This window comes from Rhodococcus sp. NPDC059969, assembly GCF_042738325.1.
GTDB lineage: Bacteria > Actinomycetota > Actinomycetes > Mycobacteriales > Mycobacteriaceae > Rhodococcus_F.
In genome coordinates this window covers 117,273-143,795 of sequence record NZ_JBHWUF010000013.1, presented here as the reverse complement: position 1 = coordinate 143,795, position 26,523 = coordinate 117,273, and the positions used below count along the sequence as shown (strand labels likewise).

At 60.4% G+C, this 26,523-nt stretch carries 22 protein-coding genes and 1 riboswitch; of the genes, 15 read left to right on the top strand and 7 right to left on the bottom strand.

Annotated elements, in window-relative coordinates:
* Nucleotides 1–24 precede the first annotated feature (24 nt).
* Nucleotides 25–138: riboswitch (SAM riboswitch) on the top strand.
* Nucleotides 121–1,467, top strand: coding sequence for an LLM class flavin-dependent oxidoreductase (locus ACFWAD_RS27170; RefSeq protein ID WP_378549462.1), 1,347 nt, complete (start codon nt 121–123; stop codon nt 1,465–1,467). (Overlaps the previous riboswitch by 18 nt.)
* A 20-nt stretch (nt 1,468–1,487) precedes the next feature.
* On the top strand, nt 1,488–2,855 hold the full coding sequence (locus tag ACFWAD_RS27165; RefSeq protein ID WP_378549459.1) for an NtaA/DmoA family FMN-dependent monooxygenase: 1,368 nt from the start codon (nt 1,488–1,490) through the stop codon (nt 2,853–2,855).
* 51 nt (nt 2,856–2,906) lie between these two features.
* Here the strand turns inward: ACFWAD_RS27165 and ACFWAD_RS27160 are convergent, their stop codons facing one another.
* Nucleotides 2,907–4,400 carry a stealth family protein gene (locus tag ACFWAD_RS27160; protein ID WP_020970156.1) on the bottom strand — a complete coding sequence of 498 codons (1,494 nt, stop codon included), beginning with the start codon at nt 4,398–4,400 and terminating at the stop codon, nt 2,907–2,909.
* 279 nt (nt 4,401–4,679) lie between these two features.
* Between ACFWAD_RS27160 and ACFWAD_RS27155 the strand changes: the two genes are divergently transcribed.
* Nucleotides 4,680–4,913 carry a hypothetical protein gene (locus tag ACFWAD_RS27155; protein WP_007729258.1) on the top strand — a complete coding sequence of 78 codons (234 nt, stop codon included), beginning with the start codon at nt 4,680–4,682 and terminating at the stop codon, nt 4,911–4,913.
* A gap of 3 nt (nt 4,914–4,916) precedes the next feature.
* Here the strand turns inward: ACFWAD_RS27155 and ACFWAD_RS27150 are convergent, their stop codons facing one another.
* Nucleotides 4,917–5,465, bottom strand: coding sequence for a nuclear transport factor 2 family protein (locus ACFWAD_RS27150; RefSeq protein ID WP_378549456.1), 549 nt, complete (start codon nt 5,463–5,465; stop codon nt 4,917–4,919).
* Nucleotides 5,466–5,576: 111 nt separating this feature from the next.
* On the opposite strand from ACFWAD_RS27150, the gene ACFWAD_RS27145 reads away from it, so the two are divergent.
* Nucleotides 5,577–6,551, top strand: coding sequence for a TauD/TfdA dioxygenase family protein (locus ACFWAD_RS27145; protein ID WP_378549453.1), 975 nt, complete (start codon nt 5,577–5,579; stop codon nt 6,549–6,551).
* Here ACFWAD_RS27145 and ACFWAD_RS27140 read toward each other — a convergent pair whose 3' ends face one another.
* A complete protein-coding gene (locus tag ACFWAD_RS27140; RefSeq protein ID WP_378549450.1) occupies nt 6,552–7,394 on the bottom strand; it encodes a hypothetical protein in 843 nt (280 codons plus the stop codon).
* A gap of 31 nt (nt 7,395–7,425) precedes the next feature.
* Nucleotides 7,426–9,219 (bottom strand): alanine racemase, encoded by a 1,794-nt coding sequence (locus tag ACFWAD_RS27135; RefSeq protein WP_378549446.1) that lies wholly within the window; start codon nt 9,217–9,219, stop codon nt 7,426–7,428.
* Nucleotides 9,220–9,379: 160 nt separating this feature from the next.
* Here ACFWAD_RS27135 and ACFWAD_RS27130 point away from each other — a divergent pair, with 160 nt between their 5' ends.
* Both ACFWAD_RS27130 and ACFWAD_RS27125 read left to right on the top strand, forming a co-directional pair.
* Nucleotides 9,380–10,825, top strand: coding sequence for an amino acid permease (locus ACFWAD_RS27130; protein ID WP_007729264.1), 1,446 nt, complete (start codon nt 9,380–9,382; stop codon nt 10,823–10,825).
* Nucleotides 10,822–11,742 (top strand): universal stress protein, encoded by a 921-nt coding sequence (locus ACFWAD_RS27125; RefSeq protein ID WP_378549443.1) that lies wholly within the window; start codon nt 10,822–10,824, stop codon nt 11,740–11,742. The genes ACFWAD_RS27130 and ACFWAD_RS27125 overlap by 4 nt, the downstream gene beginning before the upstream one ends.
* Before the next feature lie 42 nt (nt 11,743–11,784).
* Here the strand turns inward: ACFWAD_RS27125 and ACFWAD_RS27120 are convergent, their stop codons facing one another.
* The gene (locus ACFWAD_RS27120; RefSeq protein ID WP_378549440.1) at nt 11,785–12,786 is read right to left on the bottom strand and encodes an MBL fold metallo-hydrolase; all 1,002 of its coding nucleotides are present in this window, start codon (nt 12,784–12,786) and stop codon (nt 11,785–11,787) included.
* 296 nt (nt 12,787–13,082) lie between these two features.
* Between ACFWAD_RS27120 and ACFWAD_RS27115 the strand changes: the two genes are divergently transcribed.
* The 3 genes from ACFWAD_RS27115 (at nt 13,083) to ACFWAD_RS27105 (ending at nt 18,384) form a co-directional block, all read left to right on the top strand.
* Entirely contained in the window at nt 13,083–14,183 is a 1,101-nt protein-coding gene (locus ACFWAD_RS27115; RefSeq protein WP_378549438.1) for an LLM class flavin-dependent oxidoreductase, read from the top strand.
* A gap of 1,224 nt (nt 14,184–15,407) precedes the next feature.
* The gene (locus tag ACFWAD_RS27110) at nt 15,408–17,231 is read left to right on the top strand and encodes a hypothetical protein (protein WP_378549435.1); all 1,824 of its coding nucleotides are present in this window, start codon (nt 15,408–15,410) and stop codon (nt 17,229–17,231) included.
* Between the two features lie 562 nt (nt 17,232–17,793).
* Nucleotides 17,794–18,384 carry a hypothetical protein gene (locus tag ACFWAD_RS27105; RefSeq protein WP_225989302.1) on the top strand — a complete coding sequence of 197 codons (591 nt, stop codon included), beginning with the start codon at nt 17,794–17,796 and terminating at the stop codon, nt 18,382–18,384.
* A 414-nt stretch (nt 18,385–18,798) separates the two neighbouring features.
* Here ACFWAD_RS27105 and ACFWAD_RS27100 read toward each other — a convergent pair whose 3' ends face one another.
* Entirely contained in the window at nt 18,799–19,395 is a 597-nt protein-coding gene (locus ACFWAD_RS27100) for a hypothetical protein (protein ID WP_378549432.1), read from the bottom strand.
* A gap of 339 nt (nt 19,396–19,734) precedes the next feature.
* On the opposite strand from ACFWAD_RS27100, the gene ACFWAD_RS27095 reads away from it, so the two are divergent.
* From ACFWAD_RS27095 to ACFWAD_RS27075, 5 genes are all read left to right on the top strand, one after another.
* Complete coding sequence (locus ACFWAD_RS27095) at nt 19,735–21,033, top strand: plasmid pRiA4b ORF-3 family protein (protein ID WP_378549486.1); 1,299 nt, start codon at nt 19,735–19,737, stop codon at nt 21,031–21,033.
* A 388-nt stretch (nt 21,034–21,421) separates the two neighbouring features.
* Nucleotides 21,422–23,074: a sodium:solute symporter family protein gene (locus tag ACFWAD_RS27090; protein ID WP_172827044.1), complete on the top strand. Its 1,653-nt coding sequence runs from the start codon at nt 21,422–21,424 to the stop codon at nt 23,072–23,074.
* A 27-nt stretch (nt 23,075–23,101) separates the two neighbouring features.
* Nucleotides 23,102–23,233 (top strand): putative transporter small subunit, encoded by a 132-nt coding sequence (locus tag ACFWAD_RS27085; RefSeq protein WP_003941363.1) that lies wholly within the window; start codon nt 23,102–23,104, stop codon nt 23,231–23,233.
* An 85-nt stretch (nt 23,234–23,318) separates the two neighbouring features.
* Entirely contained in the window at nt 23,319–23,780 is a 462-nt protein-coding gene (locus ACFWAD_RS27080) for a MarR family winged helix-turn-helix transcriptional regulator (protein ID WP_378549429.1), read from the top strand.
* On the top strand, nt 23,777–25,570 hold the full coding sequence (locus ACFWAD_RS27075; RefSeq protein WP_378549426.1) for an AMP-dependent synthetase/ligase: 1,794 nt from the start codon (nt 23,777–23,779) through the stop codon (nt 25,568–25,570). The genes ACFWAD_RS27080 and ACFWAD_RS27075 overlap by 4 nt, the downstream gene beginning before the upstream one ends.
* Here ACFWAD_RS27075 and ACFWAD_RS27070 read toward each other — a convergent pair.
* On the bottom strand, nt 25,567–25,947 hold the full coding sequence (locus ACFWAD_RS27070) for a helix-turn-helix domain-containing protein (protein ID WP_378549423.1): 381 nt from the start codon (nt 25,945–25,947) through the stop codon (nt 25,567–25,569). The genes ACFWAD_RS27075 and ACFWAD_RS27070 overlap by 4 nt on opposite strands.
* A gap of 223 nt (nt 25,948–26,170) precedes the next feature.
* Between ACFWAD_RS27070 and ACFWAD_RS27065 the strand changes: the two genes are divergently transcribed.
* Nucleotides 26,171–26,416, top strand: a complete 246-nt coding sequence (locus ACFWAD_RS27065; protein WP_020908376.1) for a hypothetical protein — start codon at nt 26,171–26,173, stop codon at nt 26,414–26,416.
* Nucleotides 26,417–26,523: the final 107 nt, after the last annotated feature.

Below are 26,523 nucleotides of genomic sequence, written 5' to 3'. Positions count from 1 at the left end.
CGCGTACTCACTACCGTCGAGGTAGGTGCAGAGCTCCAGCAACAAGGACCGGCTAGCTGGACGGCAACCCTTCATGCCGATGGGGTGCCCCGGAATCACACCTGGCGACACGCGCGGTGCGTGTCGCAAGCGGCAGTCGCCACGAGAACCGTCAGTCGGGTGCTGACGGTTTCTGCGGTCGGCACTGTGCGCTCCCGAGTAGTTCTCGAACAGGAGTATGCGCCGATGACCTCCACCCCTTCTTCTCATCTTGCTCCGCTGCATCTCGCCGTAGCGCTGGACGGTGCCGGTTGGCACCCTGCAGCCTGGCGCGAGCCACACTCGCGCCCGAGTGAGCTGTTCAGCGCGTCGTACTGGACTGACGTGGTGACGACCGCCGAGCGTGGTCTGCTCGATTTCGTCACCATCGAGGACAGTCTCTCGGTTCCGGCGGACCCACTCGCGCCCGTCGACGACGCCGTTGATCGGGTACGCGCGCGGCTCGACGCACATCTCGTGGCGGCCCGACTGGCACCCGTCACGAGCAACATCGGTTTGATCCCGACCATCACCACCATTCACACCGAGCCGTTCCACGTGTCCAAAGCCGTTGCCACGCTGGACTACACCTCGCGCGGTCGCGCCGGATGGCAGGTGAAGGTGTCGGCTTCGGAGTCCGAGGCGGCCCAGTTCGGGCGACGCGATATCCCAGCGCTCACCGATGCCGAGCGTCAGTCGATCGTTTCAGGTGTCCTCCCGGACTTCGTACGTGACCTGTTCGACGAAGCTGCGGAGGCCGCTGACGTCATCCGGCGACTCTGGGACAGCTGGGAGGACGACGCCGAGATCCGCGACGTGGAGCAGCGCCGATTCATCGACCGAGACAAGTTGCACTACATCGACTTCGAGGGCAAGTATTTGTCGGTCCGTGGACCGTCGGTGACTCCGCGCCCGCCGCAGGGGCATCCCGTCGTCACAGCACTGGCGCATCAGCGCGTGGCGTACGAACTGGCAGCGCGCACGGCTGACCTGGTGTTCGTGACGCCATTCGACGACGAGCAGGTCACGGCAATCCTGGGTGAGGTGCGAGCAGCCGAAGAGCACGTGCAGCGCACCGGTGAACCGCTTCGGGTCTTCACCGACATCGTCGTCTTCTTCGATACGCCGGAAGAAACCGGAAAGCAACGGCTCGCTCGACTCGACGCGCAGGTTGGTACCGAATACCGTTCGGACGCGCTGACCTTCACCGGTACCGCGGCCGAGTTGGCAGATCTTCTGCTCCGGTGGCAACAGTTGGGAATCGACGGATTCCGGTTGCGACCGGGCGTCGTCGTAGACGACCTCGACGCGATCGCAGGTGAGCTGGTACCGGAATTGCAGCGACGCAGCGTATTCCGCACCGAATACCCACAGACGAATCTTCGCGGACTGCTTGGTCTGCCCATCAACATTCCCAACCGCTACGCCGCCGGCACTCCGGCCGCCTGACAGACGAGGAATACACTTTCATGAGTTCTCAGCAGCGTAAGCAGGTCATCCTGGGTGCCTACCTCGGCGGCGTCAACCATCACACTGCGTGGTGGGATCCGCAGGCGGGCAGTCAGATCGAGTTCGAATCCTTCGAGCACACCGCTCGAACAGCCGAGCGTGGGAAGTTTGACTTCTTCTTCCTCGCCGAAGGTCTTGCTCTTCGTGAACGTGCAGGACAGATATTCGATCAGGACATCATCGGTAGGCCGGACACCTTCACCGTGCTTGCATCGTTGGCAGCAGTGACCGAACACCTCGGTTTGGCAGGCACCATCAACGCCACGTTCAACGAGCCTTACGAGCTGGCAAGACAATTCGCGACGCTCGATCAATTGTCCGGAGGACGTGCCGCCTGGAACGTCGTCACCACGTTCGACGCATTCACCGGCCAGAACTTTCGCCGCGGCGGATACCTGGATCGTGCGCAACGATACGAGCGTGCGGAGGAGACGGTAGCGCTGGTGCGTCAACTGTGGGATTCGTGGCGCAGCGACGACATCGTTGCTGACAAGGCATCAGGACGCTTTCTCTCGCGACCGGATGCCGGTGAATTCGCCTTCCACGGATCACATTTCGATGTGAACGGCCGATTCACGGTGCCGCGTAGCCCGCAAGGGCGCCCGGTTATTCTGCAGGCCGGGGTGTCGCCGCAGGGGCGCGATTTTGCTGCCGGCAATGCCGACGCGATCTTCTCACCGTATGGTCAATTGCCCGAGGCGGCCGACTTCTATCGTGACATCAAGGCTCGTGCCGTCGCGGCCGGACGCGACCCGGGTGACATCAAGATTTTGCCGTCGGCGAGTTTTGTTCTCGGCACGTCCGAGGCGGACGCGATCGAGAAGTACCGCGATATTCGCGACCAGCAGGTCACCGGCCAGACCGCTTTGGTTCTGCTCGAACAGATCTGGAATCTCGATCTGTCGAAGTACGACCCCGAAGGGCCACTACCCGATATCGCCCCGGATCCTGAGGCTCCGCCGATCATCCAGGGGCGCGCCTTCATTCACCAGGATCGTTTCGCGACCGTCGCAAAACTGCGCGCGGTAGCCGAGAGCAAGAAGTTGAATCTGCGCGAAGTGGTGATCGATCAGTTCGAGCGTGGACCGATCGTGGGTACACCGCAGCAAGTTGCGGAGAAGATCGATTCGTTTGTCAGCAACGACGGTTCGGATGGGTTCATCCTCGGGTCGCACCTTGTGCCGACCGGCCTCGACGAGTTCGTCGACGACGTGGTGCCACTGCTGCAGGATCGAGGTGTTCTCCGCAGTGACTACGAAGGAACGACGTTGCGTGACAATCTCGGACTGCCCATCCCGGTGCAGAGGGAGCATGTGACAGCACGCTGATCGACCGAAGTGGCGAGGGCCCAGCCGAAATCGGCTGGGCTCTCGCTTCGTCTAGGCTTCCCAGGGAGCGGGGATGGGGTAGTAGCTCTCCAGGAACTCCGTGATCTTGCGTGTGCGAAGTTCCAGATCGATCTCCGGAGCGCTGCCGTCGTTGAGGCAGAAGAAGTCCATGGATCGCTTGGCGAGCAGTGAGTCCATGTCGCGCAAACCGGCCTTGACCGTCGTGTCGACGTATTTGACGGCGGCGGACTTCTGCACCACCGACCGCCCACTCATGAGCGTGTAGTAGTGGTAGAGCGAATTGGTCACCGAGATATTGGAACTCGCGCGGAAGGTGCTTGCTGCAGTTGCCGCGAAGTCTTCGGCGAACTCGCGTTCCATCTCGGCCATCACGCTCTTGCGCAGTGGCGTCGCTGCGTGCTCGAGATGCCTGGTGGTCATCAGACCGAAGCGGTCCTGCAGCAGTCGGCGGTTGACGCGGGCAGCATTCTCGAAGCCGCTGCGGTCGTTGTCGTTGTGTCCCAAGCCGATTCTGGTATCGGCCTCGATGAACATGCTGATGCCACCGGGGGAGAAGAACATGTCCGGACCGACCGGGCGGCCGAAGAACATGTCGTCGTTGGAGTAGAGGAAGTGTTCTGCCAGACCCGGAATATGGTGCAGCTGGCATTCGACAGCTTGAGAGTTGTGTGTGGGCAACACACTTGGATCGGCGAAGAACTTTTCGCTGGGCATGAACGTGACTCGCGGATCGTCGGCAAGCCAGTCCGGACGATCGGAATCGGTCGCGACGAAGATCCGTCGGATCCACGGCGCGTACATGTGGATGGACCGTAGCGCGTACTTGAGCTCGTCGATCTGACGGAAACGCGCCTCTGATTCGTCCCCCTCGCCGACGATGTAGTTCTGCATCCGCTTGGCGCGCTGAGCCTGAAACTCCTTGGAGGAGCCGTCGACCCAGGAAAAGACAAGATCGATATCGAAGCTGATATCGGAGGCATGATCGGCGAACATGTTTTCGATGGTCGGCCAGATCCGGCCGAATCGCTCGACGGTTCCTCGGACAGCTTCTTCGGGGAGGACGGTTCGTCGAGTCAGTGAGTTCTCGACGGGTAGGACGATTTCTTCGTCGGAAATCGACCACAATTCGATTTGAACGCCGATGTTCGCGCCGTAGTTCATACCGCTTGCGACGTGAACCCTTGGACGGAACAAGCGGAAGATTCGTGACTTGTTGGTCTTGGACAGGGCACCGTCCGCGACAAGGAGCGCTGGACTCTTCTTCGCGTCGACGGTTTTGGAGTAGAAGGGTGCGTTGGCGCATCCCTCGACAAGTGCCTGCCGCAGGTTCTTTCGTTCGGTCCAGCTGACCGCGATGACCGGGCGCTCGTCGTTTCCGCGGACGAGTAGATACTCGATTCCTGCGGCGTCGAGGATGTCGCGGATGAAGAGGAGATCTTCGACCATCGCTTCGAGCGGCGTGGTGGTCGTGATCGCAAGGGCAAAACGATTCTTGAATCGGACGGTCTCGGGTAGCTCACCCATCCGCGCACGTGACGCGGCCGACGCCGGTTCCACGGGATTGGGGCTGTCCTGCTCCGGGGGTACGAAGTAGATGTCGTGCGGAGCGGGAGATTCTGTAATGGGATGCCTTCCGATTCTGATCCAGCTGTGTATCTGTCGCCCCCGACGCTGCGAGAGCGTGGTGGCGACGAGCTCAGTCTATGCCGTCGGCGCCGAAAGTCGGACATGAGTGACGGGATGGGTAGCGCGGGGCGAGTCGGGTACCCCGAGGACCGAAGCGAGAGTGAAGGAGGAAAACCGATGCGTGTGAAAGCGATGGTCGGAACAGGCGCGATGGCGGTTGCGCTGGCCGCCGGCCCAGTTGCGACAGCGTCTGCGGAGCGGACCGAGGCAGCGGGGTCGGAGGGTTCACCGGAGATGCTGACCTGCGAGGTGGTCTTCGATGCACTCGAGGACATGAGCCCGGAATGGACGGAAGAGGGGATCGATCAGGTCGAAGACTGGTGTGAGGCGATCACCGGCGAAGAAGACTGACCGTCAGCCGCGCGAGATCACTCGTCGCGACAGTCGCCACCGCCCGTCTTCGAGTTCGAACTCATCGGCGTAGCTCCCGACGCCGCTGAGCTTGGGCGAGGTGGGCGTGTCGACGTAGAACGTCCACACCGCATCCGCGCGGGCTGTAGTTTCCGAGGTCACGTCCACGGCGATCGCCGTGGTGACGTGGCGTGTGAATGTGCCCGGACCTTGAATGCCGGCGGCCCGGCGCTCGACTACTCCAGCGGCAATTTCTTCACGGCCACGTCGTACCTGTGCGGGGATACCGCGATCGGGATTGGCCGGCATGTTCCATTCGGCCTTGCGGGTGAACTGCTCGACGTAGTCCTCGACAGAGCCGGTGTCAGCCAGATGGGCGATCCGAGCGAGCGTTGAACGAATCTGTTCGGCAGGGCTCTCGGGCTGCATGCTGTCCTCCGTTGTCGTGGGTGCGGCAGATCGCACGCTACAGCTCATGACGACAACGACGACGGCCTTGTCCCAGTGAGCGGCAATATTCTCCGGCGAGGGAGCGGCGAACTTTGAGATCACCTCGAGTTCAACCGTATTCGAGCCCGCAGCGTAAATGATTGAGTGTTCACAGTAGGCAGCGCCATGACGACTGCCGCGCCCGTAGGCTTGACCGACTCACAGGAGATCGCCATGTCCGTCACCGAACTCGAACGTGTCACCCAGACCCCGGAGCAGATCTACGCTGCTGGCGGAATCACCGTCCACAAGGTAGGCGAGCTGATCGGCGCCCGCATCGACGGTGTGCACCTCTCCGGGGACTTGTCCGAAGAGACCGCCTATGCGATCAACTATGCGCTGGCAGCGCACAAGGTTGTGTTCTTCCGTGGGCAGCAGCATCTCGACGACACGTCGCAGTACGAATTCGCCGGAACCCTCGGCACCCAGACCGCCCCGCATCCGACGGTGAAGTCCAGGGGCGACAAGCTGTTGGTGCTCGACCGTGCCGCCAACAGTTGGCACACGGACGTGACGTTTGTCGACCGCATCCCGAAAGCCTCGATTCTGCGAGCGACGACCATTCCCGAGTACGGCGGAGCGACGACGTGGGCGTCGACTACCGCTGCGTACGACCAACTGCCGGCTTCGCTCAAGGTCTTGGTCGAGAATTTGCGGGCCGTTCACACCAATGCCTACGACTATGCCGAGGTTGTCGATCAGGCGAACCCGGTAGACGCGCAGCGCCAGGCCTACTACGCCGAATTCACCCGTGAGATCTACGAGACCGAACACCCGGTGGTGCGTATCCATCCGGCGACGGGGGAGAAGACCCTCCTGCTCGGTCACTTCTTCAAGGAGTTCGTCGGGCTCAAGCCGTCGGAGTCGGTCGCTCTTTACCAGATCCTGCAGGCACGAATCATCAAGTTGGAAAACACTGTTCGATGGAACTGGTCGGCCGGCGACCTGGCGATCTGGGACAACCAGGCGACTCAGCATTACGGTATCGCCGACTACGGGACTCAGGCCCGCAGTGTGCACCGTGTGACATTGGCCGGCGACGTCCCCGTCGACGTCCACGGCGAGCAGAGTCGAATCCTCCAGGGTGACGCCGCGGAGTATTCGGTCATCGCGGACATCGATCGGCTTCCCGGCTTCGCCGCGAACTGATCAGTCGTGCTGCGGGTGATCCGGCGGGAACATCTGTCCCCATGAGTGACTGCACGCTCGGCACGTCCATTCCGGGGTGTCCGGTCCCACGACGCAGCCCGTTCCGGCGAGCCACGGTAGGTGATCAAACGGATGGACCGGCATCCCCGGGGCACACTGAGCGGTTCTGTGTGCACCGCACTGCGGGCACAGTGGATTCTTCGACAGCATGTAGTCGATGAAGTTGGTGTGCCCGGACGCGGCCATCCTTCCGGTGCACTTGCGGCACAGCACGGCTGGGTAGTCGTCCCCAGGTTCGTCCTGCCTGAAGATCCGCGTTGCGGAATGAAAGTGAAGGCGATCACCGCTGTTGAACTTTCGCAACGGCATCGGTGAGCTGCAACCTGTGCAGTTTCCCCGCTCGCGCATCAACGTTCGAGCGTGGGCAGCCGTGGACGTCGGATCCAGCGTGTCGATGTCGCCGAAGTAGTGCGCATAGTGCGACTGGCCGGCCGTGAGAATCCGGTCGGCCAGTGCGTCGTCGACCGGCCCAGGATCCGTGGGAAACGTGATGGACCATCGTTGTTCGAGTTCTGGAACGGTGGGCAAACCGTGGAGTTCGTACGGGCGTTCATCGACTTCCATCCGCGACGTGCCGTCGAAGGGCGCAGCCACGGTCTCGATGCAGAGCAGCGTGCGAGGAGTGGTGTCGAGAACAGTGATCAACAGGTCGCCGATGGCCATCTTTCCGCGCATGATCCAGGGATCGACACGGGCACGGGGCTCGAGAAACGCGACCACGGCATCGAGCCACGGCGTGCCGAGTGCGATAAATACGTGCTGACCGGAGCTCCGCGTGATCATCGAACGATTCTCGCAAGGGCTGCCGACATCGTCAGGCTTTGACCACCTTGCGCCCGAGCAGCGATGCAACCAGTCCGTCGACGAAGGTCGCCTGACGGCCGAGAGGATCGGAATCCGCTGCCGCGACGCTGCCGATCGAGATCGATCTTGTCAGGCCGGTCTCGCTGATGAATTCGGCGGCGAGGTGGGCTTCTCGGAACGTGAGGCCGCCCAGATGCGTCGTGTCGTCGACGCCGAGAACACGTCCGTCGACGATGTCCATGTCGAAGTGGACATGGACGCCGTTCACACCCTGGCCCGCCGCGGCGAGAACGCGAGGCATCAAGGCCGCCATGCCATGGCGATCGATCTCGTCGATCGTCACCAGCAATACCCCGTACTCGTCGAGTGCGCGCTTGTGATCGATCGTGGCGTTCTTGACCCCCACCAGGACGGTGTTCTCCAAACTGGGGCCGTGCAGATCCGCCGCCGACGACAGCAGTTGTTCGATATCGCCGTGGGAGGCGAAAATGATTGCACCCAAATCGGTTCCGGGTTCGGTGGCAATCGGAATTCTGGTGTTCTGCCAGGCCTCGGTAGTGAGCCACAGCGGCAGCGTTGTGAGATCCGCGGCGGCGTTCTCGGCTTGAATGCAGCTGAAACCGATTCCGGACATGTCTTCGCGTAGACCGTGATCGAGGAGATGGCTTGCCAGCCCGGTAGTTTCGAGGTCGATCAATTCGACGGTCGCATTGGCATCGATCGGTACGGTGCCCAGGACGTAGCGCTTTTCGACGTAGGGCGATGTCATCGCCATCAAGAGCGCGCCGTAATCGATCGTGAAGTCGACGGTGCCACCCAGTCGGTATTCGTCACCTGTTTCTCCGGCGTCGACGAGGAGGTGATCGCTACTGGCGCTGATCACCTTCAGACGCGGATCGATCGGGGTCAAGCCTTCCGGCGAGATGTCCTCGCGGCCGATGGACAAGATCAGGCGTCGGCTCGGCCTGTCCTCGTTGTCGAAGACGGGGCGTCGGCCGAATGCGTCTTCCCCTGAGACTCCATACGGCCGCGACGGCTTGACCTTGGCCTCGATGATGTCCGCGGTGAGAGTGAAGGCATCGTTGTTCAGCAGTTCGTACAGTCCGGGGGGAGTAGGTGATTCGGCCAGAACGATGCTGGCGCCCAAACGCAGATGGTTGATCCCCTCGGGCATCGTTCCGGTCTCGAGGAGTGGCAGCGAGAACGTATTGCCGCCGGAAACGATCGGCAGTTCGATCGAGAACCGCTTCGTGATTTCGTCGGCTAGGTAGACCAGATTCGACAGGTTGTCGACGGTCGGCTGGATGCCGCCGACGCATGCGAGATTCGCGCCGATTCCGATCAGTCTGATGCCCTCGATGGGAAGGATTTCGGCGACTACATCCAACGCCTCCGCCGGCAGAATTCCTTCGCGGAGATCGCCGAGGTCGATCATCAGCACGATGTCGTGGACGACTCCTCGCGTTTGTGCTGCTCTGCCCAGAGCAGCAATCGTCGTCAACTCGGAGTTGAGGCTGATGTCCGCGTAGCGGATCGTGTCGTCGATCTCGTTCAACGACGGTGCGCGGATCAGCATCAGGGGAACGGTGATGCCGTCGAGGCGAATGCGGGCCAGGTTGTCCAGGCGGGAGTCGGCGATCTGTGCGACGCCGCCGCGGACCATTGCTCGCGCCACCTTGGGGGAGCCACACGTAGATTTGCTGACGCCGGCCACCGCAATACCCTTGGCATTGGACGCTTCGACGAGGACGCGCGCATTCTGTTCGATACGACGCAGGTCGACGGTGATGGTCGGTCCGGTCATGATCTCCCCGTTTTCTCCGAAGGCGGTTCACGATCCGGGCATTCCAGACCGGACGGTTGGCGTGAGCTGGGCAACTTTGCTCCAACTGTTGTGTCGCAGGACACTTACGTGCAGTATGAGGATACAACAGTTTCCTACCAGGCACTCTAGAGGAGCGTCGATGGCTACTCTCGTCAAACACGTACTTCGGCGCAAGCCGGCTTTGCAGATAGACCAGGAGACCGGCGCAGATACCAACGGCGGCGAGCTGACCCGCAGTATCGGTTTGGCGCAGTTGTCCATGTTCGGCATCGGCGCCACGATCGGCACCGGTATCTTCTTCGTCCTCTCGCAGGCAGTCCCGGTTGCGGGTCCGGCAGTCATCATCTCCTTCGTTGTTGCCGGTGTCGTCGCGGGACTCACGGCGATTTGTTACGCGGAGTTGGCCGGAGCTGTCCCGGCGTCGGGCTCGTCGTATTCCTACGCTTACGCGACGCTCGGAGAGCTTCCAGCCATGGCCGTCGGCGCGTGTCTGCTTCTCGAGTACGGAGTCTCGGCCGCGGCGGTGTCCGTCGGATGGTCGCAGTATTTGAACCAGTTACTGGGCAACCTCTTCGGGTTCCAGATTCCCGACGCGTTGTCACAAGCGCCGGAGCAGGGCGGCATCATCAATCTGCCCGCAGTGATCCTGGTGTGCCTATGCGGTGTTCTGCTCATCCGCGGCGCCAGTGAATCGGCCAAGGCCAACGCCATCATGGTCTCGATCAAACTCGCAATTCTGTTGCTCTTCATCGTGGTCGGCATCGCCGGATGGAACAGCAATCACTTCGCCGACTTCGCACCGTTCGGATTCAGCGGCGTCATGTCCGCCGCCGGAATCATCTTCTTCTCGTACATCGGCCTCGACGCCGTGTCCACCGCCGGCGAAGAAGTGAAGAACCCCCGTCGCAATCTCCCTCTCGCGATCCTCATTGCACTCGTGTCCGTCACCGCGATCTACATCGCCGTTGTCGCCGTCGCGATCGGTGCACAGGATTCCGCATCGTTCGAAGGTCAGGAAGCCGGACTGTCCGCGATCCTGGAACAGGTGACCGGATCTACCTGGCCGGGAACGCTTCTGGCCGCCGGTGCGGTGATCTCGATCTGCAGCGTCACGCTCGTGGTCATCTACGGTCAGACCCGCATCCTGTTCGCGATGTCGCGCGACGGCATGATTCCGTCGATCTTCCACAAGGTGAACCCGCGGACTCTGACGCCGGTGCCCAACACCATCATCGTCTGTGTCGTCATCAGCATTCTGGCCGGTTTCATTCCGATCAACTTCCTCGCCGAAATGACCAGCATCGGAACCCTGGTGGCCTTCCTCGTGGTGTCGGTCGGGGTCATCATCCTGCGGCGCAGTGACCCGGACCTGCCGCGCAGCTTCAAAGTTCCCGGCTATCCAGTGACGCCGATCCTCTCGATCCTTGGTTGCCTGTGGATCATCAAGGATCTCCGAACCGTCACGATCTATGTGTTCCTCGTCTGGGTGACCGTCGCGATCATCTGGTATTTCGCCTACGGTATGAAGCACTCGCGCCTCGGTGCGAAGAACCGCGCTGAATTGGGATCGGAGTCCGAGTCATGACGCTGCTCGCGGGATACGCACCCGACGGTGACAGTTCCGGAACCGTCCATCTTGCAACGCTGTTGGCGCGCTCGTCCGGTGAACCGCTGGTGATCTGCGCGGTGATTCCCTCGCCGCCACCGCCCGGGATGGCGCGTGTCGACGCCGAATACCACCAACAATTGCGAGCCGAAGCCGAAGCGGCGCTGGCGAAAGCGCGGGCAGACATGCCCTCCGATGTCGACGTGACCTATGTCGTGCATGAGGCTCAGTCGACGTCGACTGGCCTGCTCGATCTCGTTCACGAGCACGAAGCCAAGATGATCGTCCTGGATTCGTCGACCGCCGGGGTGTTCGGTCATGTGGCTCTCGGCAGTGTCACCTCACGCTTGCTGCACAGCTCCGACGTTCCGGTCGCGCTGGCGCCGAGGGGATTTCGAACCAAACCCGGTGAGGTGGTTCGCCGCGTTACCGCCGCCTACTCGGGCACACCCGATCAAGACGATCTGGTGCTCGCCGCCGCGACCGTGGCTGCGCGTGTCGATGCCGGACTCAGATTGGCGGCGTTTGCAGTTCGTGCGAACGCGCAGTACACGACAACGCTCGGGACCGAGGGGGATTCACCGGTCATCTCCGAGTGGGCCGAGGTGGTCGAGCGCGAGACCAACGCTGCCTTCGAGCGTGTGCGTGCACTGCCCGAGATTCCTGACGTCATGGAATCGGTTATCAGCCATGGTCGTAACTGGGCCGAGGCGCTCGAGGGCGTCGAGTGGGACCGAGGTGACGTTCTGACGGTCGGCTCGAGCAAGGCAGGTCCACTGGCGCGGGTGTTCCTCGGCAGTCGCGCAGCGAAGATCGTGCGGTACTCACCGGTTCCGGTGGTAGTGGTGCCGCGATCGGCGTCGACGCGAATAGTCGATCAGGCCGAAGCGGAATAAAGAGCAGGGCCGACGAGCGGAGTGCTTGTCGGCCCTGATCTTTCAGATCGAGCGGGCGAAGAGCGCGGGCTCGGAGCCGGGGACCTGAGAGACCTGCTCTCGGGCAACCAGATGGCGAAGGTGAGCTGCGCCCTCGGAGAGCGCCATCGTCTTTCCCATCGGGGAGATCTCGGCCCACGGCTTGTACCACTTCATCTTTGCCGCGACGTCCCATACGGTGAGCTTGTCGTCGGCGAACTCCTGGAGCAGATGATCGAGTCGCTCCTGGTGATGCTCGATCAGCTCACCGGCGCGACCTCCGACGTCGTCGATCGGAATGCCGTGAGCGCCGAGACCGCGGGTGATGTTCATGTTCTGCACTCGTGCGAGCGAGTCGAGGAAATCGGCGAGGGCGTCGCGTTCGTCGAGGGGGTACACGAAGTTGCCGACGTGCGGTGTTGTCTTCTGCAGGACGTGGTCGCCGGTGAACATGATGTCGGCGTCGTCGAGGTAGAAGCAGACGTGACCAGGCGTGTGGCCGGGGGTGTAGACAACGCGGAGGCCGCGGTCGGTGAGTGCGATGATCTCGTCGTCGACGAGAAGGCGGTCGGGAGCGGACTCGGGGCCCACGGGAGACTCACCCGCGGCAGCCAGTCGGAAGGCATCACGGTCAGCTGCGGGCGCTCCGGCACGTTCCATGTTGTCGAGCTGGTACGCCATCCACTCCTCGTTACGCGCAGTGGCCATCTGATCGAACAGGTAGTGGTCGTCCTCGTGCATGGCGATCCAAGCGCCGGATGCCTCGCGGACCCGTCCGCACAGTCCGGTGTGGTCCGGATGGAAGTGCGTGACCACGACGCCCTCGATATCGGTCACCGAATGCCCGATCTCGGCGAGCCCCGCGTTGAGGCCCTGCCAGCCATTGTCGTCACCCCAGCCAGCGTCGACCAAGATCAGTCCGCCGGGGGATTCCATGGCGTAGACGAGCGTGTGCCCGAGCGGGTTGTCCGTGATCGGGACAGGAATCTGAAATATGCCATCACCGATGGCTGCCGCACCGTTCATGTCAAGTACCTCTTAACGATAAGGGAACGCACTCTTAGTACTTCATGTTTACCGTGCGCTCGTTTGGTTGGTGACACAGGTCCTGCCTGGCGGGAGTTCGGCATGTTTTCGGGCGACTTCGGATCGGGGAGAGTTTTATCGACCGAATAGTGCCATTGATTCGAAAGTAGTTGTTGAATAGGGTTTTTCGTGATCTCGTCGTGTCAGGGGCGTCCTCGGATGGCGGATCCGTCGACGAGTCGCGCACTAGCCTCCGAGGGACAGGCGCGCTGTGCGGTTATCGAGAAAGACGGGTCATGCGTTTTCAGGTTCTGGACATCATTTTCAACCCACCCCATCCAGTGACCGGCGAGGAAGTTGCCCCGTCCGATCGGCTCAACCGCGTCGTCGAACTGGCGGTTCTCGCCGAAGAACTAGGTATCGATTCGTTCTCGGTGGGGGAGCGCCACGCCGGGCCGGTTCTTTCGTCGGCGCCAACCGTCGTGTTGGGGGCGATTGCGCAGGCCACGGACAGAATCCTGCTGTCGACAGGTGTCACGGTCCTGTCGCTACTCGACCCGATTCGAGTCGCCGAAGATTTCGGAACCATCGATCAGCTGAGCCGGGGACGCCTCGAGATCGTGATCGGCAAGGGCAACGAGGTTCTTCAGTACCCGCTCCTCGGGTTGGACATCGCCAAGCAGTACGAATACCTCACCGAGAACTATGAACTCCTCAAACTGCTGATCAGCGAGGAAAACGTCAAGTGGGTGGGGACTCACCGGCCATCGCTCGAGGACGCGACGACGCTACCGCGTCCCTACGACGGCCCGTTCCGTATCTGGCATGGATCGGCTACCTCGTTCGAGGCCGTCGAACTCGCGGCCAAGTGGGGCGACCCCATCGTCACCGCCAACGCCTTCCAGCCTCGTGAGAACTACAAAGTGCTGATCGACCACTACCGCGAGCAGTACCTGGCATACGGGCACGACCCGTCCAAGGCGTACGTCGGATCGGGTTCGGGCGGATTGTTCCTCGCCGATACCACCGAGCGGGCCATCGAAGAGTTCCGTCCGATCTACGAAGGCGCCGTTGCGCAGGCCGACAAACGCAAGCACGATCCCAAAGCTGTCGGAAAGTCGACGAGCTTCCGGACCATCGAGGAAGCCGTCGACCGTGGGCCGGCGTTGGTCGGGTCGTCGGAGCGGGTCGCCGAGAAGATCCTCGATTATCACGAGAGCTACGGCCACGATTTCCAATCGGTGTCGGTCAATCACGTGCTCGACTTCGAGCAGCAGAAGGACACTTTGCGCCGATTTGCGGAAGAGGTTATCCCGCTGGTGAAGGCCGAACTGTCGACGACGCTGTGGACCTCGGCCGACAAAGACCGGGCGAAGGGTTTCACCGCCGTCGATTGAGCGGCCAGATTTCGGTTGTGCCATTTGTGCTTCAGTTTGCGCGGCATATGGTCGTCTTCCTCCCGGGCGGAGGCAGTAAAGCCGCTTCGGATCAGGATTCTGTCTTCTACAGCAACACCGTGGATGAGGACGGCGCAGTCAAGCTCTCCGTCGGCAGTGCGAGTGATAGTGGGCCGAGTGCCCGCGCAGATTTCGATGCTCTACCTGTGGGTCGCCAACTTACTGTCCCCGCAGCAGCAGCAGCAGTCGACGGCGACAATTCCTTCGTCGACTTAGGAGCAGTCTCAGTCGGCATTTGGGTCCCGACGGAAAACTTGCCATTTCTGTACTCGGCCTCGGGACTGTCGAACGAACCATGGTTCTTTCCGAGATCTACCCGCCGCGCAGATGTTTGGCGCCGTCGGGCGGCAGGTCAGGGGCATAACCACGGACTTGGCGCTATTGCTGTCCCGGTTACGGTGTCGAGGTGGGCGACTGACCTCGATTTCGTTCTCTGAAATGTGAAGTGAGATCCAGCCGCATTGCGGCGAATGTGTGCCAGCCGAAACGACTCGGAGCTCGCCGATATACCGCGCTACGAAAATAGCCGGCTGCGATGCTCAGCGTCGAGGCACTGGCGTTGACAGCGTGGCTCATAGACTGACGACGCATCGACTGAAATTACGACAATGATGACAGCTACGGAGCCTGCAACTACGCCGAAACCTCGGCTCGCAAAGCGACAACCAGGCAGGTGCCGGTGCGTTGGGACTCGGTGAGCAGGCTAAGAGCAGTTCCGGAGCGGTGACGACGTTGCAGAGAGTCGATTTCCCGGTTAACGCCAGCGGCACCGCGAGCCGGATGCAAACAGCCGGAATAGAATTCGCCGTCGCAGATCTCGAGGTTTGCCCGAGATCCAGCATGCTTGCGGATGGTTCGCGATCCCCGATTACTTGATCGTGGACGTAGCCGCATGACAGATACTGCGACATACCCGCAAATAATCTCTACGACCCCATTCGAGCAAAGCGATCTCGATAGTTGGCTGACCTAAAGCTGTGGTCGTGGACGAAATTGGGCGATCTGGTCGCGGAGGTGTCGATCCTCCTCTGTACGGTATTGCGAAGTTAGCGCAGAGAACCCGTTCGAGATTTTCGGCGGTGCTCATCTTTTTCGAATCTTTGTAGCGAATAACAGTAGTGGTTTAGGTGATACCAGGGTTCGACCTTCGAGAGGGATATGGTTGTGAAGATTGTTTTTCTGCACGGAATCGGTGACGGCGATCCGAAATCGAGTTGGCTCGACGGTCTCGACCGCGGTCTCGAACAGGCCGGTTTCGGCGCGGTCAATCGGGATATGGTCATCGCACCTCGCTACAGTTCGTTCCTCACAACAAACGGTATTGGTGCCAAGCTGCCCCCCGTGACGTACAAACCGCGCGACGACTCGGCCAGTCGCCGCGGCTTTGAGCGGCGTCAGGCGAGAGTCCAGCGGATTCTGGGTCTCGAGGGCGGGGCCCGCACCTTCGGTTTCCATCGTGTGCCCGGGCAAGTTCTCGCTCCACTGCAGCAGGCCGCGATCGGATCGCTATCATTCCTGGATCTGCAGCAAGTACGCAAGTACGTTCGGGAGGAACCGGTCCGGGGAGCGATCCTGCGGCACATCCTTGACCATCTGCCCACCTCTGGCGAGATCATTCTGATCGGCCACAGCCTGGGCAGCATCATCGCGATCGATCTTCTCGACCATCTTCCTGAAAATGTCCATGTCCGCAGGTTCATCACCATCGGTAGCCCGGCGAACGTGCAAGCCGTTCACGACAGCAGCGAGCGACTACTCAAGAAGTTTCCGTACGGCCGGGTCGACGACTGGTCGAACTTCCTCGATGTCGGCGACGTCGTCACCGGCGGCAGGGGGCTGGCGACCACCTTCCCAGGTGCCCAGGATTTCGTCATCGACAACGGCGCATCCCATGCCTCTGGGGCGTATCTCGGACATCGCGCCCTCGCCATGCTGGTTGCAGATCTTCTGTACCCCTCGAAGGAAATCGCAATCCGCACATCGGATATCGCGGTTCGTCTCAATGACAACGAGGCCTCGGTGTTGTTGATGCTGCACTACGCGCAGGCGGTCCACCGCAACCTCAAAGACAAAGCGCTGGCCGAACGCTACCGACATGCACTCGACATCGTCCAGGACAACATCGTCGCTCACATAGAGCAGGCCGCGTCAGTGAGTGGACAGCCCGTCGCAGTCGAACTACAGCAACTGAGCAATGGTCAATTGCCGATGATTCCGCATCGATGGGAGATACACGAAGTGGTCGGCGAGTTGGTGGTGCTCGCGCTGACGAACATCATCGATCCGTATGAACTCGAAATCGGCAACGCCCCCCGCGACGCACTCGCCGACATCGCCGTCGAATTGGGGTTCGTTCGTCAGCTCGGAAAGACAGTGAGCACCGCCCTCGAAGACGTCCAGAAATGCTTGGACAGTCGCGGTGGCGTCCCCTGGGGCAGGGTAATTACAGCCGCAGTCGGTCTCGCCTTGGTCGCGGCCGGACCGGTCGGGCTTATGCTCGCAGCGCCGGCTGCCGCGGCAGGTGGCGCCGCTATCGTCGGCGGGCTTGCAGCATTCGGGCCGGGAGGGATGATCGGTGGTCTCGGAATGCTTGGTGGTTTGGCCGGAGCGGGCGCGGCGGTGGCCGCGGGCGCGGCGGTAGGCGGCAGTGCCCCCGACCAGCCGATCACGGATTCGACCACGTTGATCCTGCGGGTATCGACCGAGCATGCACGCAAGATGCTCGGCCTTCCTCATGATGAAGCGCTCTGGTACCAGTTGGCGGATGTGGAGACGAAACTCTCCGCCCGAATCAACCGCCTGACGGCGTTCAGCGATCCGAAGTCGGGGCAGTTGGCTCAGCTGCAGGCAGCCAAGTCGACAATCACGAAACTGATGGCATTCATGCTCGATCGAGGATTGGCGCCGCGAGCCATCGAAGCAGCAACTGGAGAGAAGCCCTTAGCTGACATTGAAAAGGAACTCGTCGACTTCACAGCGCTGACGTGATGCGTTTCAGTGGCTGGTGAACGTCATTTCAGTCGCGAGGGTACTTGCCTCACTTACTAGTGATACGGAATTGACCACACTTTTGCTTCGATTACCGGCGGACAGGTCGCGGAGCCAATGTCGGTCTGCGCAAAGATCAATGAAGCGCACAGGGCCATTGGTCAGTACGGATACGCAGTAACGCGCACTCGCTTCCTCCCGTCAAGGCTCTCGATCGGTCAATCAGCGTCGGAACTAGTCGATACGCCGACCACTGTCGCGAGTACTGCAAACACAAAGGAGTGCTACCGAAAACTGGTGAACGCCGAATCCGAAGCGGGAAAGCTGGCTGCGCTCAACTTCTCGTTCGGGCGGTCGTTCGGGGGCTCGGTGCTGGCGCGATGTTGTCGATCACAGGCGAGAGAACTCGCAACTCCGTAACGAGTTTTCTCGTCTGTCGATTATCAATGTGAGTCGAATCGCTACCGCGTGAAGGCGGCACGATGCGAAGAATGCTCACGGCGATGACCGCCGGAATTGCTCGTTCGACACAACAGCGTGCGGGAACACACAGGAGACTGACATGAAGAGAGCGCTTATCCTCGCTGTTGGCGCATTGCTCTCGTCGTTCGGTCTTTCTGCTTGCGGCGGCCCAGGCACAGACTTGCCGTCGACAACCCCATCAAGCTCATCGGCAACAGCCGTCCCGGCAACTGAGTCCGTAGTACCTCCCCCAAGCAGTACACCCGAGGTCGCGCCGATCACCTTCGTATGCGGCGATCTCTCCCTGTACCAGTCGGGTACCGCGTTGTACTCCGATGGCACCACTGGCTACGAGGCATCCTGCGACACCTATGTGCCTCCGGCAACTACACAAGCTTCGGAAAGGGTTCTACGGTACTGCGATTACCCGGGAACTGCGGTCTACACCGATGGCTCGTACTCCACGACCGATCCGGCCTGTGCGGAGATGCGTGCGGAGGCGAACACGAATCCCGGAGGCGGTTACCCATATGATCCTGACGAAGACCGGAACGGTGATGGTGTCGTAAACGGATACGAACGCTGTGGTGTTAAGTGTGGCAAGGAGCCGACCAGCGGTGATATCCAAACGCAACACGGCTGCGAGCAGGGCTACATCACCGGACCTGCCTGCGAGCCGTACTCAGGCTGATCTTGGGGCGGCCTCGCCAGCAATCTCAGTCATCTGGTTGGTACAGCGACATCTAGGGGGCGTTGCGTCGTTGAATTACGCCGACGAAAGTAGCTGTAGGCGAGAGATTTTCGAGATTCAGGCGCGTTCGGCGTCTAAATCGGCGACTGATATGAGCGATCTGCCAAGCCGCACAAAGGAATAGCAGGTCAGCCGGTCGTGGTCTGATCGATGAGTTCGTTGCCAGGCCGAAGGTCATTGCGCTGCACAGTAGCGAAACCGGCAGTGACGATCTTTCAGTCGTCGTTCCTGCCGCGCAGTCGAATTTCATTCGGTCGCTTTCAGTCGTCCCGAGAAGCGATGACAAACGTCAGCGTGCGTGCGTCTCTGCAATCGCAGAGATGCACGCACGCAATACTAGCCGTGGGTTATTGCTTACTTGCTGGGCGTCGAGGTGACCGCCCTGATGCTGAGCTCGCCGTCTGCTTTATCGCCGCATGCGCAGTCACAGTCTCCGTCGCAACCGCCGGGATTGCATTCGCCGGCGTAGCTGTCGTCATCCGCGTCGCAGTCGAGGGCCCCGCCGAAGGATTCAGCGAAATCGTCGTCGAGTTCGTGAGTGAAGTCGTGAACCTCGTCGATCAGGTTCAGCAGATGCTGCGGAGCGAAGGGATCTGCGTCGAGCATCGTGGAGACCAGCAGGTGGTCACCGCTGAAGGCGAAACGGAGGCGCGGCCATTCCTGCGCGAGTTCGATCAGTCGAGTCGCAGCATGCGAGGGATTGCCGAGGCCGGTCAGAACCGAGGACCAGACGTTGATCTGGGGTCCGTCATCGGCAACTGTCACGTAGACGACAAACCCGTGAACCGGCACGACAATGTCGCCGTCGTCATCGGTGGCAGGCTCACTGCCCAGCAGTTCGGCGAGGGTCTGGACGCACAGGCGAACCAACTCGTCGCGCTCGTCCGTCACCAAGGCAATTGCGCCGTTGATGTGGAGGGGCTGGTCGGCGGTCGTGTCTTGGTCGCTCATGGATCCTCATGTTCTGTGCCAGTCCGAGCAGGCGCTGGGCACTGTTTTCGTGCGGTAGCTGTCAGGTCTACGGTAATCGGCGCACACTATTGTCCGCGCAGTGGATGATTAAAGATGCCTGGGCAGGTCCGCGCTGATCAGGACTTAACAGCCGACCAGCGACGTCATGCGTGTCTCGACAAATCGGACAGCCTTGTGGCAGTGAGTATCTCGGCTGTCGGTAGGTAGATCTAGCCTCCATGCATGACGGGTCAGAGAGTTCGGCGAGCTTCACATCTGCGTTTGGTAGCTGCATATCAAGCGGCGCAAAGCCAGATGAAGGTCCTTACGCCGAGGCAGATGCGGAATCAGCGTCGACGGCCGGAGGTGGCGAACTTTGTCATGCGGATCGAACTCGATTGCATCACGCCGCCTATTTGGAGACGGTTTTTGGTTCCGTCGAATATCGAACTGGACCAACTTCATTCGATTGTGCAGGCGGTGATGGGGTGGGGAGATCAACACGCTCACCAGTGGGTGAGTGTCCATCATTCAACGGACAATGGCCCAGATCGATATATCGCGCCAGAGGTGATCGAGCGCGACGGATACCAGGAAGACGAGTTTGGTGAGGACGAAGTCCGGATCGACGAGGCAGTAACCGCGGTCGGGGAGTACGTCCGTTATGAGTACAACGCCCGCGCAAGGTGGAGTCACACGTTGGTTCTCGAGCAGATTGTCGAAGACCAGCCGATTTCTGAGCCATCCTGTCTCGACGGCGAGAGAGCGTGCCCGCCGGAGGATTCTGGCGGTCCGATCGGGTATCGCGAGTTCCTGAACGTGCAGGCGAGTACCAGACTGTTCGATCCCGAACGTTTTGTTCCCGCAGAGTCCAATGCAGCAGTCACCATTGCAGTGGCACTGCATAAGTCACCACCTGTGAAAAGCTCGGTGTTCGAGAAGTTCTTGCGCCGCCTGTCGGTTCATTCCGCGCCGAAATTGTTTGCCGCAGTTGCCAAATCGGAGCTTCGTGGCGGATATGACAACTATTTCGAGGTGATGCGTGAGGGAGCAACCCGCCAACTGCTGTGGCTGCTGAACTCCGCGCGAGGTGGTGGGATTGTTTTGACGGCGTCCGGGGCACTTCCTTCGGACCATGTTGCGGCCGCCCGAGACGAACTCGATTGGGGCAGCGACTGGATCGGTGTCACGGCAGGGAGTGACTCGCAATTAGCAGTACTCGTTGAAGTCGCAAAGACACTGAGATTTGTCCGGAAACTCCGAGGGACATTGCTTCTGACTCGACTCGGCGCGTCAGTGCTTGCATATGAAGGCGAGCTGTGGCGTCACATCGTGACGGCCATGCCGTTGGGAAAGGGTGAGTTGGCGCAGGAAGCCGGCCGAATTCTGTTCCTTACGTTGGCTGCCGGCTTGTCGGAGTCCGAACGTAGTGAAGTGATGATCGAAGGCCTCACGGCATTGGGTTGGTCGACAACAGACGGAACACGACTCGGGGACGACGATTGGACGTGGATGGTGCGAGACACTCTCGTGTACCTGCGAATGATCGGGGCGATTGTCTCCAATCCGCTGGACCAGCATGTTTCCGCCGATCCCGAGTGGGGCCGACGGTTTGCCAGGATGGTCCTGTCGATGTAGGTATGCGATCGAATCGAGCATCGATTTCAATCGATGCGGAGTTGTTATATGCGCTGGAAGCGCACGATTTTACTGCGGCGGAAACATGAATATTTTCGGGTGGGAAAATATCGGAGTTTTTGTTCGAAATTGCCATCATGCTATGGTCGATTCTCAGTTGTTGAATTGCGTGGTAGAGCCAAAAGCTTGCGCAGAAGATTTATTTTGTGGAGGTTGGGTTTCCGAAAAGACGAAGTGCGTGTTGCTAGTCAATTGAATATGTGACCGGTGTTGGTATGGCGGTCGCTCCTAGGGCGTGCAGAAACGAAGCGCAAAGATCCTGAACAGGGGTTTTGTGCTTTGCTCTGCCGATTATGTGCGGAGGATGTGGCATGTGACGGGGTCCGACATGGTCCAGTTCAGTACCTTGGTAATTGTTTCACTGCTTGTTGCTTTTTATGGTGGAACATTTCTGATTTCTCTTCGTATTGGTAAGAAACAGGAAAATGCCGACGGTTTTATGACCGCCGGAAACAAATTAGGATTTGGTGTTTCGGCCGCGAGTATGACGGCCACCTGGATTTGGGCGTCGTCGATGTACGCATCCGCCACTTCTGGCTACACCTACGGAATCTCCGGCCCCATTCACTACGGTTTATGGGGCGCGTTGATGATTCTCTTCATTTATCCGTTTGGCCAGCGAATTCGCAAAGTAGCGCCGAAAGCCCACACACTGGCTGAGGTCATGTACGCGCGGCACGGACGCTCGAGTCAGCTGATGCTCGCGGGCTCCAATATCGTCGGCAGTCTCATCAGTTTGATGTCGAACTTCCTCGCTGGTGGTCTGCTGATCGCGTTGCTTTCGCCGTTCAACTTCATCCAGGGTGTGTTCATCGTTGCGCTGGGCGTTTTGCTGTACACGTTGTGGTCGGGCTTCCGCGCTTCGGTGTTGACCGACTTCGTTCAGCTGATCGGAATGCTCGGTGCGGTAGCGGTTTTGGTGCCGTTCATCTTCTTTGCGGCAGGGTTCCCGGCAGCCTTCGAATCCGGGGCAGGCAACCTTACTGCTGAGCAGGGCAACTTCTTCTCGAGCGTTGCCTTCTTCGAGCAGGGCGCGCCGTACATCGCGGCAGTTCTTGCCTACGCAATCGGCAACCAGACCATTGCCCAACGTCTGTTCGCGGTCCGCGAAGACCTGATCAAGCCCACCTTCATCACCGCAACCGTCGGATACGGCGCAACGGTCATTGGTGTCGGAATGCTGGGTGTTCTCGCTCTATACCTCGGAATCGAGCCGATGGATGGTGACGTCAACAACCTGATTCCGCAGATGGCCGCGTCCTACCTGCCCGGAATTTTGCTGGCTGTCTTCTTTGTCATGATCATCGGCGCGCTGTCATCGACGGCAGACTCGGACCTTGCTGCGCTCTCGTCCATCGTGATGACCGACGTTTACGGCCAAGCCGTCGCAGGCAAGGCTAACGCCAACCCTCGACGGATGCTGCTCATCGGCCGAGTAACGATGATTGTTGCCACGGCGGCGGCCATCTCCTTGGCAAGTCTGCAATTGAGCATTCTGGATCTGTTGGTGTTCGTCGGCGCGCTGTGGGGCGCGCTGGTGTTCCCGGTTATCGCGAGTTTCTATTGGGGCAAGGTCACCAACAAGGCCTTCACTGTGTCGGTGCTGGTGGCTCTTGCTGCCTTCTTGCCCGTCCGATTCAGTTGGGTGCCGATGGATGGGATGTTCGGGCTCTTCTCCGACATCGTTGCCGTTATCGGTATCGGAGTGGTGCTGGGACTCATGGTATTTGGATTCTTCGGTCTGAAGGTTGCGCAGATCGTCGGTGGCCTGGCGATCGTGCTGTCCGCGCCGTTCGCGATCGGCTTCCTGCACGACTACCCAACGCTCAGCGGATCTTTGGTGGCCTATGCCGTCAGTACCGTCGTGTGCTTTGCGATGTCCGTCAATCAGCGTGAGACGTTCGATTTCGAACTCATCAAGCAGCGGACCGGAGACTTCGACGATGACGAGCTTCCTGCCGTGGGAGCGTCCGGAAAGTAACCGTCGAGACAAGTGGAAGGAATACGAATGAGTACAGCTCTACTGACCATTTACGTTCTGATCTGGCCGGCGTTGGTCTTGGTCGTGCTGGGAGTCATCAGCAAGGGATTCTTCAAGGATTGGGCAACTGCTCGCCGCAACGGTGAGGATCTGGTCTAACTTTTCACGCCGCCACCGACGGACTTCTTGTCGGTGGCGGCGGTCATATTGCGTCGGACACAGGGGTCGGCGTTATAGTTGCCCAGTGCAACACGACGGAGCAATGGCGCTCACCGGTCCACCAGCTGTTCATGACGAGCTGGTGCACCTGACGCGGCAGCTGATGACGGGGGATCGGCATTCCGAAGATCACCCGTCGATCGCGCAGCATTCCTTCCTCTCCTTCATCGGCCGCAACGACGGCTGCAAAGCCACGGAGATCTCAGACGTCTTCGGCGTCAACCGCTCGACCATCTCGCGCCAAGTTCGCGGCTGCATCGAGGCAGGCTGGGTGTATGCCGATCCGGGATCCGTTCGTCAGGGCAATCCATTGCACCTCACGGAGGCTGGCCGCAAATACCTCGACGCCGCCGACGCGCGTCGGCTCGACCAAGTCGCCGGCAGGCTGCACGATTGGACCGAGTCCGAGGTCGCAGACTTCGCCCGCGCACTCCACCGCTTCAGAATCAGCATCGAATCGCAGACCAACGGAGATGACACCCTGTGAGTGAGTACAGCGCCAAAGCCCAGTTCACCATCTCCGACAACGAGTCCGTGGTGCACACCGTCTTCACGCACGCCGAGCGCACACCAGATTTGACGGTGTTCTCCCGCCCCAAGGGCGAGGGTTGGGTAGATGTAACGGCAAAAGAGTTCGCCGAGCAGGTCACCGGCGTCGCAAACGGTCTCATCGCCGCTGGCGTGCAGGCAGGCGACCGCGTCGCACTCCTCTCCGCGACCCGATACGAGTGGACGCTCTTCGACTTCGCCATCTGGGCTGCCGGCGCGGCTACCGTCCCGATCTACGATTCGTCGTCTCAGGGCCAGGTCAGCTGGATCCTCGAAGACTCCGAGGCCGTCATCGCGATCGTCGAAACCGGCGCGCACGAGCAGCTGTTTCAGGACGCGCCAAGCACCCTCAAAGCCGTCATGCAGATCGACGACGGCGCTGTGGAGAAGCTGACCGCACAGGGTGCCGACGTTGACGACACCGAGCTGAAGAAGCGGCTCGCGGGCATCAAGGCCGACGATCTTGCGTCACTCGTCTACACCTCCGGCACGACAGGTCGTCCCAAAGGATGCATCCTCACGCATCGCAACTTCCTGTCCGAGGTGCGCGGGATTCTGACGGCATCGATCGGCAAGGTGGCGGTTCCGGGAAACCGAGTCCTGACCTTCCTGCCGCTCGCTCACGTGCTGGCTCGCGCGGTGTCCCTCGCGACGTTCGAAGCTGGTGCGTCGCAGGCGCACTGGTCCGACTTTGCCACCATTACAACTCAATTCGAGCGGTACAAGCCCAACACCATCCTCGGTGTTCCGCGTGTCTTCGAAAAAGTTCGTGACGGCGCAGCACGCAAGGTGGAGTCCGGTGGGAAGGTCCCCGGCGCGATCTTCGCTTTCGCAGAAGCTACCGCCAAGGAGTACAGCCAAGCTCTCGACAAGGGCGGTCCCTCGCTGATCTTGAAGGCGAAGCACGCAGTGGCAGACAAACTCGTGTATTCGAAGCTTCGTGAGGCTCTCGGCGGCGAGTGCTGGTTCGCGATCTCCGGCGGCGGCGCCCTCACTCCTGAACTGGGGCACTTCTTCCGTGGGCTCGGAGTTCCGATCTACGAGGGCTATGGCCTCACCGAAACCACAGCAGCGCACTGCGTCAACGTCCCGGGTGCTCAGAAGATCGGAACCGTCGGACAGCCGATGGGCGGCAACGGGGTACGCATCGCCGAGGATGGCGAGATCGAACTCAACGGCGGGGTTGTCTTCAAGGGCTACTGGAAGAACGACAAGGCCACCGAAGAGACATTCGTCAACGGCTGGATGCGAACCGGTGATCTCGGTGAACTTGACAGCGACGGTTACCTTTCCATCACCGGACGTAAGAAGGATCTTCTGGTGACGGCGGGTGGCAAGAACGTCTCGCCCGGCCCGATGGAAGACCGTATCCGTTCGCATTCCATCGTCTCGCAGGCAGTCGTCGTCGGCGACGGGAAGACCTACATCACGGCGTTGCTGACCGTCGACCCCGAGGTGTTCGAGAAGTGGAAGGCGGAGAACGGCAAGCCTTCTGGTGCTACCGTCGCCGAACTACGTGACGACAAGGACCTTCGAGCGGAGCTGCAGAAGGCCGTCGACGACGCCAATGCTGCTGTCTCGCATGCAGAGTCGATCAAGAAGTTCGTCATTCTCGATCGTGATCTGACCGAGGAAGACGGTGAGATGACAGCGACGCTCAAGATCAAGCGCAATGTCGTCGTCGATCGGTTCTCGAAGGAGATCGAAGGAATGTACGCGAAGAGCTAGGTGCGTTTGGGGAACTGCTCGCGGTAGGTCATCACGTCATCGAGGCGGAACCTGCGGTGGGTGCCGCGTAGTTCGATAGGGAGTTTCCCGGCGTCGGCGAGTTTGCGTACATACGTGTCCGAAACGCCGAGGATCTCTGCTGCCTGCGAGGTGGTGAGGAGCTCTGCGACGGGCCCGAGGGCGACGCTGTCCCCGGCAGCGAGGTAGGTCAGGAGTTGGACGACGGCGTCGCCGACCGACGGAGGAATCTCGATGCTCACGCCGTCGAACACCAGCGTGGTCGTGTCTGTCGAGGTTGCGGCTCTCTGGGCCAGAGCTGTCTTGATTCGCTCGGCAGCGTCGCCGTCGACTGCGGAAACGATGTGGTCGATGCTCACGCGGTGTATCTCCGATCGAAGGCAGTGTTTCGCAAGCATAGACAGCGACAGTGTCCGTCGGCACGCTGGATAGCGCCGTGTGCGTTGCATTACATGAGTGCCACGGGTGGAAAACGATTTACCCACGTAGATCGGAATTCGAAGGTTTTGGCGCCCAAAGATATTCGACTCGACGCATTTTTAACTCACCAAATTTGGTGTACCCGCAAGTAACATCCTGAGCGTGGCTAGACGATCGGTAACGGTGAGATTCGACGTAGAGGAACTGAGGGCCCTAGAGACCCTCCAAGAGCTCACGGGCGCGGACATTTCGAGCGTCATTCGTGAAGCTGTGATCGAGCATGCGCGTCGATGTGTTGCGCAGGGAAAGCCCCGCGACATCGCCGAGCGACGTAAATCGCTGACCTTGCAGGAAGCCTTCGCCAAGTATTCCGCGTTGTGCACCGATGAGGAGCGGGAAGCGTCGTAGCGCTCTGTCGATGCGATGGTGACCGGTTGAGTTCACAGTGATTCTGACTGTGGCGCTGGGTAGTTCGTTCGAGGAATATTGCGGCAACAGCAGTGTTGCGTAGACCT